This window comes from Bacillus cereus group sp. BfR-BA-01408 (assembly GCF_022663305.1).
Classification (GTDB): domain Bacteria; phylum Bacillota; class Bacilli; order Bacillales; family Bacillaceae_G; genus Bacillus_A; species Bacillus_A pacificus.
On record NZ_JAKUFF010000091.1, the window covers coordinates 1 to 15,405 of the forward strand.

Genomic DNA, 15,405 nt, shown 5'->3' on the forward strand with positions numbered 1-15,405 from the left:
ATAATGAAGTGAGGAGAAATGTACATGTTTCGATTTATGAAATCACCAATCGGTATAGCTGTTGGGGTAGCAGCAGTTATATTGGCGTCACCGAAAGCGAGAACGGGGTTAAGAAAATTAGCGGTAAAAACAGTATCTGCTTTTCTCGGTGCAAAAGAACAAATGAAAAGTGCTGGTTCAGAAATGGAAGAAGCGCTGCCGAAAGTTAAAGAAGCGGCACGAAAAGCGGCGGTAAAAACAGTATCACCGATTATCGGAGCGGTAGAAGCAGTGCCGATTACAATTTCTAAATTCCAGGAAAAATGGGCATCTCGTGTAAATGCATATCATTCGAATGAGAGTGTAGATTATGAAAGCCTACCTGTTACTCCTTAAATAGTAAGTGATGTTATTTCATTTACAAGAATAAGGAGGATGATGATGCAGAGTAAATCATTGAAAACGAGATTTATACGATCGTTACCTGGAAGAATTCGAATTGAAATATATAAACTGAAATACAATACAAATATGGCGAACTTGATAGTAGAACGTTTTCGTGACGTGGAAGGTATTTATCAAGTAAGTCCCTCTATTTCTACGGGAAGAGCCCTTATTACTTACGATATCAACAAGACCTCTCTACATACAATTTGTGAAATAATTAAACTCCTAGAAGAACAAATTACAAAAAATAATAACCTTAATAATATGGAAGAAACGAAGAAAGTAGAAGATTCTTCATCTAGTGTAATTTCTTACGAGAAAAAAGGTGAAGGTGTCCCGTTACCGTTAGCGCTTTCTGTCGCTGGATTAGGTGCATTTGGTATAAAGCAATTATTTATGGGAAGGTCAGCTTTAGCTAGAAGTCCAGGGCTTTTTTATGTATCGGGTGCTTTATCCGTTGTAACAGGATATCCGTTTCTTAAACGAGGATTCAAAAAAATGGTTGCTAGCAAAAAAGTGAATTCTGATTTAGTGCTTGGCATAGGAACGCTAGCGCTAGCACTTGCGCGAGAAAATATTATCGTATTAGCGGGACTTAGTCTATTAAACTATTTAAATTGGAAGCGTAGTCAGGCGAATATAAATGAAGAAACAGATTCGTACAAAGAAAGGATTTTATCCCCGGAGATTAAAGCATACAGTGAAAGACAATCGAAATGGGGTATGCTTTTTGGCGGAGCAACATGGGCATTTACGAGAAATCCGTTACGCGGAATGGCGGTTTTATTAGCTGCGAATCCAAAACCTGCTGTTTCATCTGCTGAGTATGCGTGGCGACAAGGGGATCTCGTTGCGCGAGAAAGAGGATACGTTATTCCAAATGAAGGGTCATTATCTCAATTGTCTCGAACGAGAACGGTCGTATTTGACGATGTGTCTCGTATATTCCGTAATGAAGAAGCGGAGATTAGCTGCGTTTCAGAAGATGAAGGGCAAGTTTTGTGCACGGCAGCTTCGTTACTAGAGAAAAGTGAGCATGATTGGAAAGATGAGGTTGTGCAACGAGCGAAGCAAACAAGAAGAACGTTAAGGAAAGCTTTTGAAGTTGAAGCTGATGATGAAGGGATAAAAGGTGAAATACAAGGTATGCCATCTTTTGTCGGTAGTAAAGAATTTGCAGAACGAAATGGTGTAGATATAAGCCTATATGAGTTAGAAGCGAAGAGACTAAGCAAAGAAGGATTTAACATTCAGTTTGTAGCAAAGGGTCAAAAATGCCTCGGATTGTTAGTTGGATCAAAAATAACAATTGTTCCTGAGTTTGCACATATCTTTCATAAGTTAAACGAAAATAAATGGGCAATAGCTGTTATGGGAAATAGTTTAAATATAAATGAGGATGTTCTTACGCAATACGGTATAGATACAAGCTGGCGACATAGCGATGTTGTAGAACGTGTAGAGTGTATCCGTTTGAATGGGGAAGAAGTGTTATTTGTATGTGAGGAAAAGATTGAATTTCCGTCAGTAGCTCACTATGAAATGAAAAATATTTTCCAATCAATAGCGTATGCAAAACGAATAGATATGCTAGTGAAGGAACATTTTCGAGTAGCAAAAATGTGGAATATTGCTGGAGAGATGTTGGCTGTTTGGTCTATATTTACTGCACCTGTCATCGCTTTAATGGCGAATGCTCTATCTTTAACATTTTTATCTAGAGCGAAGCGGGTGAGTGAGAAGATTTTTTCTAATAAAGAGATAGTAAATAAGAACGACTCGTCAGTGAGAGAGCCTTCTACTAAATGGTATACACTCTCGCAAGAAGATGTAATAAATGATTTACAAGTGGAGAAACAGCGAGGATTAAGTGAGCAAGAAGTGCAAGTGCGACAAGAAAAGTATGGGGTGAATACAATTGAACCGAAGCAGTCTGTTCCTTGGATTGTTTCATTTATGGGCCAATTTAAAGAGTTTACATCGCTTATTTTACTTGGAGCAGCTGGATTGTCTGTATTATCAGGCGGTGTGTTTGACGGATTAGCAATGGGCATAATCCTCGTTGTCAATGCGGTAATTGGAACTCTTCAAGAGCGGAAGGCCGAAAAAGTAGTGGAAGCTTTAAATCAATTCCGTGTGCCGAATTGTATAGTACTTCGAGAAGGGGAAGAAGTAGAAATAGCAAGTAGTGAGCTTGTTCCCGGTGATATTGTTTGCCTGCAGGCTGGAGACCGTGTACCTGCTGATCTTCGTACTATACATTCTTGGAATTTGGAAGTGAATGAAGCAATGTTAACAGGGGAGTCTCTACCTGTTGAGAAGAAAGTGGATGCTATAGGAGAAAAATGTTCGTTAGCGGAGCGGAATAATATGCTCTTTATGGGTACGTCTGTAACGCGCGGTAAGGCGAAAGCTATAGTAGTGGAAACAGGGATGAATACAGAAATGGGCTATATGATTTCCTTGATGAAAGGAGAAGAAACAGAACCTACACCACTCCAGCAAAAGGTGACGTCTATTAGTAAAACGTTTATTAAAGGGGCTTTTGTAGCTGGTGGTATTGTACTTGTAGCGGGGTTACTACGTGGTTTACCAATTACGCAAATGATTACAACATCGGTTGCTCTTACAGCATCAGCTGTTCCAGAAGGTTTGCCGATTATGATTACAATCGCTTTAAGCGCAGGGATATTCCGTATGCAGAAGCAAAATGCGCTCGTTCGGAAGCTTTCCAGTTTAGAAACGTTGGGTAGAACAACGGTTATTTGCTCTGATAAAACAGGTACTCTTACGAAGAACGAAATGACGGTTAAAGTGATCGCTACGCCAAATCGTGTATGGAGTGTATCTGGTGACGGATATGAACCAGTTGGTAAGATTTCGGATGTAACGTCATCTAAAGTCGCTGCTGCTGTAGAGATGGAAGTAGAAGAAGTGACTTATCATGAAAGTGAAAATACACCATTAGAACATCCAGATTTAGTTCGCGTTCTGCAAATTAGTGTTCTTTGTAATAATAGTAAATTAGAACAAGAGGAGGATCAGTGGATTGTGAAAGGTGACCCGACTGAAGGAGCTTTGTTAAGTTTGGCCTCTAAAGTGGGGGTGTCACATGAAGATATGAAATCATTTGAACGACATCATGAAGAACCGTTTGACTCTGAGACGAAAATTATGAGTGTCGTTTGTAAGGAAAATGAATCAATCTATAAGTTTTCGAAAGGGTCTGTAGAGGCGATTCTTACTAGATGTAAATGGTATCAACATAATGGCGAAATCTATCCGTTATGTGATGAGGAAAAAGAAGTGATTTTACAACAAAATGAAGGTTTTGCAGAACAGGCGCTGCGAGTATTAGCGTTTGCGTATAGTAATGGTGAAAATGATGACCTTATTTTTGTTGGATTAGTTGGTATGATTGATCCGCCGAAACCTGAAGTGGAAGAGAGTATTCGTGAAGCGATTGAACTTGGTGTAAAACCAGTCATGATTACTGGGGATCATCCGACTACGGCGATCTCTATTGCGAAGCAGACTGGCATTTGGAATCGTGATGATCGTGTTTTAACAGGGATAGAAATTGATAATTTAACAGATGAAGAGTTGGAAAATATCGTGAAAAACACGTCTGTGTTTGCGCGAGTAACACCAGCCCATAAATTACGCATAGTAACTGCATATCAAGCTGACGGTCAAATTGTTGCGATGACTGGAGATGGTGTGAATGATACGCCTGCTATAAAGAAAGCGAACATCGGTATTGCAATGGGGCAAACGGGAACAGAAGTAACGAAAGAGGCTGCCGATCTTATATTGAAAAAAGATCATTTCGGTTCCATTGTGGAAGGGGTAAAAGAAGGTAGAACGATCATTGGTAATATTCGAAAAGCGGTTGGGTGTTTATTAACGGGAAATTTAGCTGAAGTATTAGTGACAAGTGCAGCGGTTATTGCAGGAATGCCCATTCCGTTAGTGCCAATTCAAATTTTATTAATGAATCTTATTACAGATGCTTTACCAGCGATGATTTTAGCTGTAAATCCTGGAAACAAAACGAAGCAAACGAAACGTCAAGATATTGTTGATAAAGAGCTATACAAAAAGGTTGTAACGCGAGGCATACTGCTTGGAGCGGGTTCACTTGCTTTATTCGGTATGAGCTTAGCGGCTGGCGTGCCTCTTGCGGTAGCGCAAACATCAGCATTTGCTGCATTAGTTGCAGGTCAACTTATTCAAACATTTTCTTGGAGACAAGAAGGGTCAGATGAAACGATGCGTGATTGGTCAAAAGATCGTTTCTTTGTAACAGCATTAGGAACGTCTTGGCTTGTATTATTATCAACTATATATGTTCCGCCGTTTGCTCGTATATTCCATACCGTTCCATTGACATTTATGCAATGGGTACCTGTTCTTCTTGTAGCGGGCACAGTATCTCAAATTTCAAAACCTATTATTAATTTAGTTTCATATAAGAATGATGATTCGAAAAAATTGGCAGTTAATGAACTAGCATTATTAAAAACAGTGTAAAGGAGTAATGAAGATGATACGAAAAATTGTTATTGGGTCTACTTTAGCGTTAGCGAGTGCCGCTTTATTACCTGTTGTAAGAAATACACTTCGTCCACTTGCTGAATCAGGTACAAAAGTTGTGAAATCTACTTTTGAAACAATTAAAGAAGAAGTAGAAGATATTATTGTAGAAGCGAAAATGGATAGAATGCAAAAACAATTTGAGAAAGAACTTTCTTATGTTGAAGATGATTATGCTGAAGAGCAAGAGGTAATAGAAGCGGCTGCAAAGGTTGAGGAAAAGGAGGAAGTAAGAAATGACGCATAAAGTTGTTGAACAAAATGTAGATTACCATTTAGAAAAAGCGTTAGAGCATTTTGAACGGGCGTTAGACTTGAGTGTAAAGGTAGCATCAGAAAATAAAGAGATGCAAAAAGAGATTGCTACTAAAATGGGGTCTTTTACAGGAGAAATTTTTCGATCTGTTCGTGAAAAAGGAAAGGTGAATCGCATGAATATAATGAAGTGGTTCACGCTACCACGTTTGTAAACAGGGCCGTTAATTGGAAGGGATATAGGGAGTTTTGTCTCCCTTATCCATATTCCGTACTATGTATGTCACGTTAGTTTCCGGAATGTTCAACAATATGAAGGGGTGAACGAAATGGCAGCGTGGATAATGGTATTGGCATTAACATTTTCATCAAGTATCGATAACTTAGGAGTAGGAATTTCTTACGGCATTCGAAATATAAAAATTAGTCATCTATCAAACTTTATTATTTCGATAATTTGTTTTTTATTTAGTGTAGTAGGAATATATTTTGGCTTATGGCTGTCAAAAATTTTACCTGGGATTATGCCTGTTGTAATCGGTTCGTTCTTATTAGTGATAATTGGTCTCCGAATTATTTTACTAGCAATTCCTCGTAAAGTTCCGGTGCAAGAGACTGAGGGAGAAATGGCAAGTACAGAAATAAATGGTTTAACGAAAAATATCGGTAAATCTGGTGAAATCGGTTTTGTAGAATCTATTTTTCTTGGAATTGGTTTGTCTGCGAATGCACTAACGAATGGTTTAGGCGCAGGATTATTTGGTTTGAATCCAATTGCGATTTGTATTGCAGCCGCGGTTGGTAGTTTTATTACAGTATGGGGCGGAGTTGCGTTAGGGAGAAAGATTGCTCACGTTCGTATCGGTAAGTTCACTTTAGGTCAGTTTGGTACATTGATTAGTGGAACATTATTATTAGTTATTGCGTTTGCTGCATTTTTTGATTAATTCATAGAAGGTGAGTGAAATTGAGATTACTGTATAAAAGGCTAAAGTACTCGGAGTTAGAGTCGGAGTTGCAGTTAGTAGAAAGTGTTTTAACTTCAGGGTACTTTATTTTATTAGATTTATTCTTTGTATCTTTCTTATTGATGATACTAACCTTTTCTCTACATCATTCATTTTTTATGGCCATCGTCATATTCGTGAGTTCTTATATAATTTGCGGTAGTGTATTTGTATTATTGCGGAAATGGTTAAAATGATTTTAAAAAGCTATCTTGAATAGAAGATAGCTTTTTTGTTTGTAAAATGTAAACATATAAAGGGACTTCTACCTTGTAAATGGTCAGAAAAATTTGTTAATATAAAATGTATAGTGATGTAGTTATTTTTTATATAATAACTATGGTTATTCTCGTGAATAAAGGGGAATGAGATATGTCTCAAGATAATGAAAAAAGTAATCTTGGATTGTTGTTGAAAAAATTACTTAAGGAAAAGTCTTTATCGATGCGAAAACTTAGTGCGCTCACTAATATTGATACCGCTACAATTTCAATGATTATAAATGGTAAGCGAAAGGCGAATCCGAAGCATTTGCAAAAGTTCGCAGAGAGCCTTGATGTTCCGGTAGGTGATTTGTTTGTAGCGGCAGGTTATTCTATTGACACGAAACAGGAGGAGCAATCTGATATTCACGTTTCCATTAATAATATTGAACACTTACTTGAATCTGCTCAGCTATATGATCAAAAGTTTAGTATATCAAATGTAGAGCAGCAGTTAGCGAATTATGAACAATATTCGCAAACAGAAGAAGGGAAAGAAACAATTGAAAAGGGGTTTCTTGAAAAGATTCAAAAGGTAAGCAGTATCGGCCCATTTATTAATGATTTGAAAGAATTGTACGAGAGATTTTCGAAGAAGAAAGGAACGACTGCAGAACTTGCTTTAATGGGAAGTGCGCTCATTTACTTTATATTATCGGTCGATGTAATCCCGGATTATATATTTCCAATCGGCTATTTAGATGATGCGGTTGCGGTACAACTCGTTTTAAATGCACTAATGAAAAGATAAGATGTTTATATGAATAGATAGATAAAGATATTTATATACCAATAGTTTGGGATAATTGTATCGTTATGAATATACGAAAAAGGTGTACCCCGTGTTAGAACGGAGTACACCTTTTTCGTTTTAATTAGCCGATTTTTCTACATACTCATAAGCTTTCTCCCCATGCATTGAAATATCAAGTCCCATATGTTCCTCGTGCTCATCTACCCGGACAGGGAGGAAGAAGTTAATTGCTTTAATAATCGCGTACGTCATTATAATTGTGAACGCATATGTTGCACCGATTGCTACAAGTTGTTTAAACAGCAACGCGGCGTTTCCGTAAAATAATCCGTTAGCGCCATCGCTGTTTACGGTAGTAGTTGCAAATAGTCCTGTCGCAATGCCGCCCCAAGTTCCGCCGATGCCGTGACATCCAAATGCATCGAGTGTATCGTCGTATCCGAATTTTGTTTTTAAGAAAAAGACCGCTCCGAAGCATAATACGCCGCCAATTGCTCCGATAAGAAGAGCTGAGAAAGGTGTAACGAACCCGCAAGCTGGTGTAATAGCGACTAGACCGGAAACGGCGCCACAAGCAGCTCCCATCGCGGTCGGTTTTGATTGGAAGAACCACTCTGAAAGCATCCAAGTTAATGCGGAGGCAGCGGCAGCTATATTTGTATTAATAAATGCAGTTAAAGCTACATCATTTAAAGATAATGCGCTTCCGACGTTAAAACCGAACCAGCCGAACCATAGCAGCCCAGCGCCTAACATCGTAAATGGTAAATGATGAGGAGACGAACCGTTTATGTTTTTTCGTTTTCCAAGGAAAATAGCTAATACGAGGCCAGCCACGCCAGATGTAATATGAACGACATTACCGCCAGCGAAGTCTAATGCGCCAAGTTCTCTTAGCCATCCGCCAACGCCCCATACCCAATGAGCGACAGGATTGTAAACGATTGTGGTCCATAGAAGGATGAAAATAAGGAAAGCTGAAAATCGCATTCTTTCGGCAAATGCTCCTGAAATTAGAGCGGGGGTTAGAATAGCAAACATGAGTTGAAACATCATAAATAAATTGTGAGGAATAGTAGATGAGTAGTCTGGATTTGGTGCGTAGGTAACTCCGTTTAAACCGAACCAATCGAATGTGCCGATAAGTCCGTGCCAATTGGGTCCGAATGATAAAGAATAACCAATTACAATCCATTGAATCGAAACGATAGCCATTGCGCTATAACTATGCATTGTTGTACTGAGTACGTTTTTACTGCGAACCATACCTCCATAAAAAAGTGCTAATCCTGGTGTCATTAACATGACCATTACTGTCGCTACAAACATAAAAACCGTATCTCCTGTATTCATTCTCTCTCCTCCTATAATGTTAGAAAAAATAACATCTATTTGTTATGTTTCATATCATATTCGAAATAAAAAGAAAAATCAACTAAAAATTCAGAAAACTTTATATGTAATGTTAGAAAATCTAACGTGGAGTAATTTAATAAGAATGAAATCAACGTATGCGATTCGTTTTGATAATTGGTATAATATTCTTACAATTAAAATACATGGGGGATGCGTGTGGGGAAAATACATACTAGGAAACTATTCATTTGTTTTTGTTTAGCTGTCGTTTTGTTTGTACCAATACATACATTTGCAGACGAAAAAAGAGAGTGGCGAGACGAAGTTATATATTCCATTATGATTGATCGTTTTAATAATGGGGAACCGAAAAATGACAAACAGTTAGAAGTTGGCAATTTAGAAGGATATCAGGGCGGAGATATAAGAGGTATTATAAAAAGACTGGATTACATAAAAGAAATGGGATTTACTACTGTTATGCTTTCGCCGCTTTTTGAAAGTGTAAAATACGATGGGTTAGACGTGCGCAATTTTCAGAAGGTAAATGAACATTTCGGAACAGAAAATGATGTGAAAGAACTTGTGCAAGAAGCTCATGCAAAAGGAATGAAAGTTGTATTTCAATTTCCACTTGGAGAAAACGAACAACAAGTAATTGACTCGATGAAATGGTGGATCAAAGAAGTTGATTTAGATGCAAGTTATGTAATACATAGTGAAAAAAAGTCGCCTGCTTTTTGGGATGATGTGCAAAAAGATATGCAAGTGATAAAGAAAGATTTTCGAGTTATGACAAAAGAAGATAGTGAATACAACGAAAAAATAGTAGATGCGTTTTCCAAAGCGGACGTATCGGTGAAACCTTTATATGATGTGAGTAAAAAAGACGGAGCAGCCGCTACATTTTTAGATAATCAAGATACAAAAAGATTTGCTCGTATTGCAAAAGAGAATATGAATTATCCACCATCTCGTTTGAAACTAGCTCTTACATATTTATTAACAACACCAGGTATTCCGAATTTTTATTACGGAACTGAAATTGCATTGGATGGAGGAGGTACGCCAGATAATAGACGATTAATGGACTTCAAATCAGATGAAAAGTTTATGCAACACATAACGAAACTTGGTGAGCTTAGACAAGCGAGACCATCTTTACGCCGCGGTACGTTTGAGCTTCTATACGATAAAGATGGAATGAGTGTACTAAAGAGAAAGTATAAAGATGAAGTCACATTAGTAGCGATTAATAATACGAAAGAGACGCAAAAAGTTGCTTTACCTGCAAATACGATTGGTGAAAAACAAGAGTTAAGAGGATTGTTAGAAGATGAAATTATACGAGAAGAAAATGGAAAGTTTTATCTCGTTTTAAAGCGTGAAGAATCAAATGTGTATAAAGTTAATAGAGAAACAGGTGTGAATTGGTTATTTATCTCCTTAATAGTTGGTGTGAACGTATTATTTATTACTTTTTTAATTGCGGTTAAAAAGAGACGGAAATAAGTAACGATTTTCTTTAGTATCTCGTCTTCAGTTTAAGGTAAGGCGTTGCTCTTAATAAGTATAGGGGATCAGGTTAAAGAGAAGACTTTCTCCTTAACCTGTTTTTCTGCGAAGTAAGACTCGCGCCTCGAAATGCATCTGAGCAAAGAAGTGAAAAGAACAATAGAAGAAACAATAATTGCAACTATACTAATTTTACATTACATTAAAAGATGAAAAATAATTTTATACTCATTAAGGGTTATATTTGAGGAGCGAAAATGGAATTTTACGATTTGGGTATTACCATTAAAGAACTTAGAATTAAAAAAAATATATCACAATCCGAATTGTGTCATGGAATATGTTCACAAAGTCAAATTAGCAAGATTGAAAAAGGTGTGATTTATCCATCTAGCATATTGTTATATCAATTATCAGAAAGGCTTGGTATTGATCCAAATAATATATTTGCACTAACTCAAAACAAAAAATTAAAATATATAGAAAATGTAAAATGTGTAATGAAAGACTGCATAAGACAACATCAATATAAAGAGCTTTATGAAATAGTAACAAAAGAAAAAAACTTAAATAATTTTCGAATGAAAGAAGATAAACAATTTCTAATATGGCATGAAGCAATTGCTATATATCGTGTGAATAACTCAATAAAAACAGCTTTAACTCTTTTGAATAATGCATTAAAAATAACTGTAACGAATATTGATTTTTTAACAGAGAGAGAAATAGATATTATGCAGACAATGGCTATATTTCATGCAGAAAATAAAGAATATAAAGAGAGTATTAATATATTAAAAAGATGTTTAAATAATTTTGATAAGTTAGATTTTCCTAGAGATAAAGAAATTAAATTAAAAATTATTTATAATTTAGCAAAATGTTTAAATTACACATATCAATACGAAGAAGCAAAAAAATACATTGATAAGGGTATCAAATTAGCTATTAATCTAAATACTTTATACTTATTGGGTGAACTATACTATGAAAAAGGTTCGAATTTATTAAAGCTTGAACAATCTAATAAAGAAGAAGTTGCTGATAACATGAAAACAGCGTTATTTATATTTGAATTAACAAAAAACGAAAAAAAATTACAAATAATTAAAGAAGGGTATTTCGAAAAACATAATTGCTAAATAACTACTTATAGTACAATAAAACCTACAGGAAAAGTTCCTGTAGGTTTTACACTTATAAACCTCTTAATATTTTTTATAAACTTGATTCTAAAATATTATTACTTAATATGAATTTTTTAATGAAAGTTTACTTAACGTACTTTCTATTTTGAAATCTGCATCCTTATTAACACTTTATATTTCTTTTCCTTCCATATTAAAATTAAGATGGTTCAAGTAAGAGGAAGGCAACTTAAAGTGTTTTTTTATGAGCTTTATCATCAACTATTTAGTGTTTCTTTAAATTATTACATAACGTAGTTTTTTTGTACCAAGCTTTGTGAATGCAATTAGATTTATCATTTAGTGTAGTTACATTATTAGAACATCCTGTCATATGTAGAGAGAGTATAGCCAATAAAAAACATAATATTAACTTCTTCAAATAACCACTTCTAACTCTTTTATAATTAACTTTTTTTACGGAATAAGATTCCTTATTAATTTTACATTACATTGAAGGGTGGAAAATATTCTTATACTCATAAATTGTTACGCTTGAGTAGGAGAGGGATTTTGGTTTGGGATTCAATTGATAAAGAAAGTGCTTCAAGTTGAAGGGAAATGTTCTAAGGTGTCTTTTCCTTATTTTTAAAAGGTCATCCTCAATTCCATGTATAAAAAAATTCTACAATGAGACCTAGTCTAACGACGCGGTCACCTGTAAGATATTCGCATGAATAAACAATGTTCGCTCAGCAATTTTCACCGCAAATACCTTCTTGTCCTCGTCATATTGTTTCTACCCGCTAAAAAGAAAAACATCCTCTATGCAGAGGATGTTTTTCTTTTTAGCGGTAGTTAATAAATTGTACGTCAATTGGTAAATCAGCGCTACGAACTGCTGCGATAACTGCTTGTAAGTCATCACGGCTTTTCGCTGTAACACGTACTTGATCATCTTGTACTTGTGTTTTTACTTTTAATTTCATTTCTTTAATGATATTGTTAATTTTTTTTGCGTTATCTTTATCGATACCTTGTTGAAGTGTTGCGCGTTGGCGAACAGTGTTACCAGCCGCCGCTTCAACTTTTCCGTAATCTAAGTTCTTAATTGGAACGTTACGTTTTACGAGTTTAGAAATAAGAACGTCTTTTACTTGCTCTAATTTGAACTCATCGTCAGAAGTTAAAACAAGTACTTCTTTCTCAAGTTTAATATCACTTTTACTTCCTTTAAAGTCATATCGGTTTTGGATTTCTTTTAATGCAGTATTAATTGCGTTTGTTACTTCAGGTAATTCTACTTTCGAAACGATGTCAAAAGAACTATCTTTTGCCATAGTTAGCACCTCCAAATAAATTTCTAATCTTTTTATGTACTGTACACATACTAAAGTATAGCTGAAAACGAGCTTAGACTTAAGTGTTTTCATGCTTATAATGATGTAACCTCATTTTATTATAGTGAATTTTGGGCAGTTGGACAAATAAAGAGAAAATCGTGTTATAATTAACTTTTGTTTGGAATGATAAAAATATAAAAAGTTAAAAAGTTCATTTTATATATATAGAAGGGAATTAAAAAATATGTATTTACAAATAGGATCGATTGAACAGGTAACTGTTTTACGCGAAACGGAAATCGGATATATGGTTGGGAATGAAGAAGAAGAAATTTTCCTACATAAAAATGAAGTAGCTGGAGAAATTGAAGAAGGCGATACGATTGATGTATTCTTATATCTTGATCACCAAAATCGTATTTCGGCAACAATGAAGGAACCAATTATTACAACGTATGATTGGAACTGGGTAAAGGTTGTAGAAGTTATTCCTAGTCTAGGTGTGTTTGTTGATATTGGTGTATCAAAAGATATACTAATTCCAGCTGATGAATTCCCAATTTATATGCCAGTATGGCCAGAAGTTGGAGACGAATTATATTGTACGTTAAAATTAACGAATCGTGATCGTTTAATTGCTCTTCCAGCAAGAGATAGTGATATGCAAGAAATCGTTGTAGATGCGACACCATCTATGCGTAATAAAAATGTAAACGGACGTGTGTATCGTTCACTTCAAGTTGGTTCGTTCGTATTAACAGATGAGCATTTCCGTGCATTTTTACATCATACAGAAAGAAAAGAGCAAGTTCGCATCGGTCAGCGTGTAACGGGACGAATTATTGATGTAAAAGATGACGGTACAATTAACATCTCTCTTCTTCCTCGTAAGGAAGAAGGAATGGAAGATGATGCTGCAGTGATTTATGCATATATGGAAGAACGAGGCGGAGCAATGCCGTTTTGGGATAAGAGCTATCCAGAAGACATTAAAGAACGTTTCAATATGAGTAAAGCTGCATTTAAGCGTGCACTTGGTAAGTTGATGAAAGAAGAAAAGGTTTACCAAGAAGAAGGTTGGACGTACTTTAAGAAATAAAGGAAATGGAAAAGACCTATTTTCTCTAGTTGGCTAGGGAATAGGTCTTTTTTTGTTTTTCTGTTTTCTGCAAGATATGACAAATTAATTAAATATTCTCTCTATTATTGTTAATATTTAAAATGTTAGGGGATTATTTTTTGAAGGGGTGAATATATGGGGAAGAAAAAAGTGAAAAAACGATGGTATAGGTACTTAATACAACTGATGGTAGTTGCATTAATTGTTACCTCCATACCACTCAATGGATTGGCGGAAACGGCACCACCGTTTACACCATCTCCAAATTCAGAACAAAGTCCGGAAGTGGAAAAGAAAGAAGAAAAGGAATTACCAGATCCACATCCAGATCAATTAAAGAAGGATAAGACTAAAGCACAGGCGAGTCCGACTGAGATTGTAGAAGAAAGAACGGAAACAGAGAAAGTTTTCGATAATAATGATGGTACGTATACGAAAAAGGTATATACGGAACCGATTCATATTGAAAAGAATGGAAAGTTAGAAGAGGTTTCACCGAAATTAGTAGAAGCACCTAACGCAAAAATTGTAACGGAAAATACAACTTTAGAACCAGAGTTCGAGAAAACAACACAAGATGGAAAGTACGTTCAATTTAAAGTAAAAGATCATACCATTCAGTACAAATTAATGAGTGCAAATGGTGAAAAAGGTGCAGTGAAGCCATCACCGGTCACTGCGACACATGAAAATAATACAGTATGGTATAAAGGGATCTTCCCAAATATTGATTTAAAGAGCACGACGTTTAACGAAAATGTAAAAGAAGATTTTGTCTTACGTGAATATACAGGACATCATATTTTTACGTTTGCATTAGAAACAGATTTAACACCGAGCTTACAGGAAGATGGTTCAATCGACTTCCAAAATGAGAAAAAAGAAAAAGTATTCACATTACCGAAACCGTATATGAATGATTCAAATGTGGATCAACAATCAGGTGAGGCTGTAACGTCAGATGCGGTTCGTTACAATATTGAGAAGAAAGATGAAAAAACATATACATTAACTGTTACTGCAGACCCGCAGTGGTTACAAGCACCAGAGCGAAAATATCCAGTATATGTGGATCCTTCAATTGAGGTTGATGACTTTGAAAATGCTTATGCTTCAAGTGCGTATCCAACTGTCAATTATTCAGGAGGAAAGCTCTGGGATGCTGGCCAAAATGCTTATACATTAAAAGTTGGTTATTATGACGGAGCGTCTGGGACAAACTTTTCATTTATTAAGCCAAACGTTTCAGATTTAAAAGGTGCAAAGATTGAAAGCGCCACATTTCATGCCTATGCAGTTTGGCATTATTATGGAAATCAACCAAATGGTGTATGGCTAGATGAAGTAACAGGTGGATGGAATGTTGGTGGTGTGAACTGGAATAATAAGCCAGGTTCTAACAACATTGCACAAACTGATGTGGGACGCGGAAAATGGGCCCAGTTCAATGTAACGAATACAGTGAAAGCATGGGTAGATGGCGCGAGACCAAACAACGGTTTTAAACTACATGCAAATGGAAACGGGCAAAGCCATTGGAAAAAGTTTATTGCAGCTGAAAACGGAGCAAATGCACCGTACTTAGAAGTAAAATATTCTTACGCAAAACCAAATACACCGAGAGTACAAGCTTATTCAAATGG

At 35.9% G+C, this 15,405-nt stretch carries 13 protein-coding genes; 11 read left to right on the plus strand and 2 right to left on the minus strand.

All coding sequences use genetic code 11. The annotated features are described in order from the left end of the window. Positions 1 to 24 precede the first annotated feature (24 nt). The 7 genes from MR083_RS23705 to MR083_RS23730 all read left to right on the plus strand — a co-directional run bounded on the left by MR083_RS23705 (position 25) and on the right by MR083_RS23730 (position 7,298). The gene (locus MR083_RS23705) at positions 25 to 375 is read left to right on the plus strand and encodes a YtxH domain-containing protein (RefSeq protein ID WP_049113328.1); all 351 of its coding nucleotides are present in this window, start codon (positions 25 to 27) and stop codon (positions 373 to 375) included. A 45-nt stretch (positions 376 to 420) separates the two neighbouring features. After that, positions 421 to 4,959 (plus strand): cation-translocating P-type ATPase, encoded by a 4,539-nt coding sequence (locus tag MR083_RS23710; RefSeq protein WP_242269917.1) that lies wholly within the window; start codon positions 421 to 423, stop codon positions 4,957 to 4,959. A gap of 13 nt (positions 4,960 to 4,972) precedes the next feature. Then, a complete protein-coding gene (locus MR083_RS23715) occupies positions 4,973 to 5,269 on the plus strand; it encodes a hypothetical protein (RefSeq protein ID WP_000619722.1) in 297 nt (98 codons plus the stop codon). Further along, positions 5,259 to 5,492 (plus strand): hypothetical protein, encoded by a 234-nt coding sequence (locus tag MR083_RS23720; RefSeq protein WP_242269918.1) that lies wholly within the window; start codon positions 5,259 to 5,261, stop codon positions 5,490 to 5,492. The genes MR083_RS23715 and MR083_RS23720 overlap by 11 nt, the downstream gene beginning before the upstream one ends. Positions 5,493 to 5,543: 51 nt before the next feature. After that, positions 5,544 to 6,224, plus strand: coding sequence for a sporulation membrane protein YtaF (gene ytaF / locus MR083_RS23725; protein WP_242269922.1), 681 nt, complete (start codon positions 5,544 to 5,546; stop codon positions 6,222 to 6,224). Between the two features lie 20 nt (positions 6,225 to 6,244). Then, entirely contained in the window at positions 6,245 to 6,481 is a 237-nt protein-coding gene (locus tag MR083_RS28050; RefSeq protein ID WP_071713437.1) for a hypothetical protein, read from the plus strand. Positions 6,482 to 6,656: 175 nt separating this feature from the next. Next, on the plus strand, positions 6,657 to 7,298 hold the full coding sequence (locus tag MR083_RS23730) for a helix-turn-helix domain-containing protein (RefSeq protein ID WP_000076217.1): 642 nt from the start codon (positions 6,657 to 6,659) through the stop codon (positions 7,296 to 7,298). A gap of 120 nt (positions 7,299 to 7,418) precedes the next feature. On the opposite strand, the gene MR083_RS23735 is transcribed toward MR083_RS23730, so the two are convergent. After that, positions 7,419 to 8,654 (minus strand): ammonium transporter, encoded by a 1,236-nt coding sequence (locus MR083_RS23735; protein WP_242269919.1) that lies wholly within the window; start codon positions 8,652 to 8,654, stop codon positions 7,419 to 7,421. Positions 8,655 to 8,867: 213 nt separating this feature from the next. Between MR083_RS23735 and MR083_RS23740 the strand changes: the two genes are divergently transcribed. Continuing rightward, positions 8,868 to 10,169 carry an alpha-amylase family glycosyl hydrolase gene (locus MR083_RS23740; RefSeq protein ID WP_242269920.1) on the plus strand — a complete coding sequence of 434 codons (1,302 nt, stop codon included), beginning with the start codon at positions 8,868 to 8,870 and terminating at the stop codon, positions 10,167 to 10,169. Positions 10,170 to 10,429: 260 nt separating this feature from the next. Next, entirely contained in the window at positions 10,430 to 11,314 is an 885-nt protein-coding gene (locus tag MR083_RS23745) for a helix-turn-helix domain-containing protein (RefSeq protein WP_000397884.1), read from the plus strand. Positions 11,315 to 12,147: 833 nt separating this feature from the next. Here the strand turns inward: MR083_RS23745 and MR083_RS23750 are convergent. Beyond that, entirely contained in the window at positions 12,148 to 12,639 is a 492-nt protein-coding gene (locus tag MR083_RS23750) for a YajQ family cyclic di-GMP-binding protein (RefSeq protein ID WP_001040153.1), read from the minus strand. 247 nt (positions 12,640 to 12,886) lie between these two features. Here MR083_RS23750 and MR083_RS23755 point away from each other — a divergent pair, with 247 nt between their 5' ends. Together MR083_RS23755 and MR083_RS23760 are read left to right on the plus strand one after the other, a co-directional pair. Continuing rightward, positions 12,887 to 13,741 carry a CvfB family protein gene (locus MR083_RS23755; protein WP_000281266.1) on the plus strand — a complete coding sequence of 285 codons (855 nt, stop codon included), beginning with the start codon at positions 12,887 to 12,889 and terminating at the stop codon, positions 13,739 to 13,741. Between the two features lie 156 nt (positions 13,742 to 13,897). Next, positions 13,898 to 15,405 (plus strand): DNRLRE domain-containing protein (locus MR083_RS23760; RefSeq protein ID WP_242269921.1); only part of this gene is annotated, 1,508 nt, incomplete at its 3' end.

What these genes read in the sequence shown, in the direction of transcription:
- MR083_RS23735 (WP_242269919.1), bottom strand. Translation starts at nt 8,654, where the DNA reads ATGAATACAGGAGATACGGTTTTTATGTTTGTAGCGACAGTAATGGTC.
- MR083_RS23745 (WP_000397884.1), top strand. Translation starts at nt 10,430, where the DNA reads ATGGAATTTTACGATTTGGGTATTACCATTAAAGAACTTAGAATTAAA.
- MR083_RS23755 (WP_000281266.1), top strand. Translation starts at nt 12,887, where the DNA reads ATGTATTTACAAATAGGATCGATTGAACAGGTAACTGTTTTACGCGAA.
- MR083_RS23705 (WP_049113328.1), top strand. Translation starts at nt 25, where the DNA reads ATGTTTCGATTTATGAAATCACCAATCGGTATAGCTGTTGGGGTAGCA.
- MR083_RS23740 (WP_242269920.1), top strand. Translation starts at nt 8,868, where the DNA reads ATGCGTGTGGGGAAAATACATACTAGGAAACTATTCATTTGTTTTTGT.
- MR083_RS23715 (WP_000619722.1), top strand. Translation starts at nt 4,973, where the DNA reads ATGATACGAAAAATTGTTATTGGGTCTACTTTAGCGTTAGCGAGTGCC.
- MR083_RS23750 (WP_001040153.1), bottom strand. Translation starts at nt 12,639, where the DNA reads ATGGCAAAAGATAGTTCTTTTGACATCGTTTCGAAAGTAGAATTACCT.
- MR083_RS23710 (WP_242269917.1), top strand. Translation starts at nt 421, where the DNA reads ATGCAGAGTAAATCATTGAAAACGAGATTTATACGATCGTTACCTGGA.
- MR083_RS23720 (WP_242269918.1), top strand. Translation starts at nt 5,259, where the DNA reads ATGACGCATAAAGTTGTTGAACAAAATGTAGATTACCATTTAGAAAAA.
- MR083_RS23730 (WP_000076217.1), top strand. Translation starts at nt 6,657, where the DNA reads ATGTCTCAAGATAATGAAAAAAGTAATCTTGGATTGTTGTTGAAAAAA.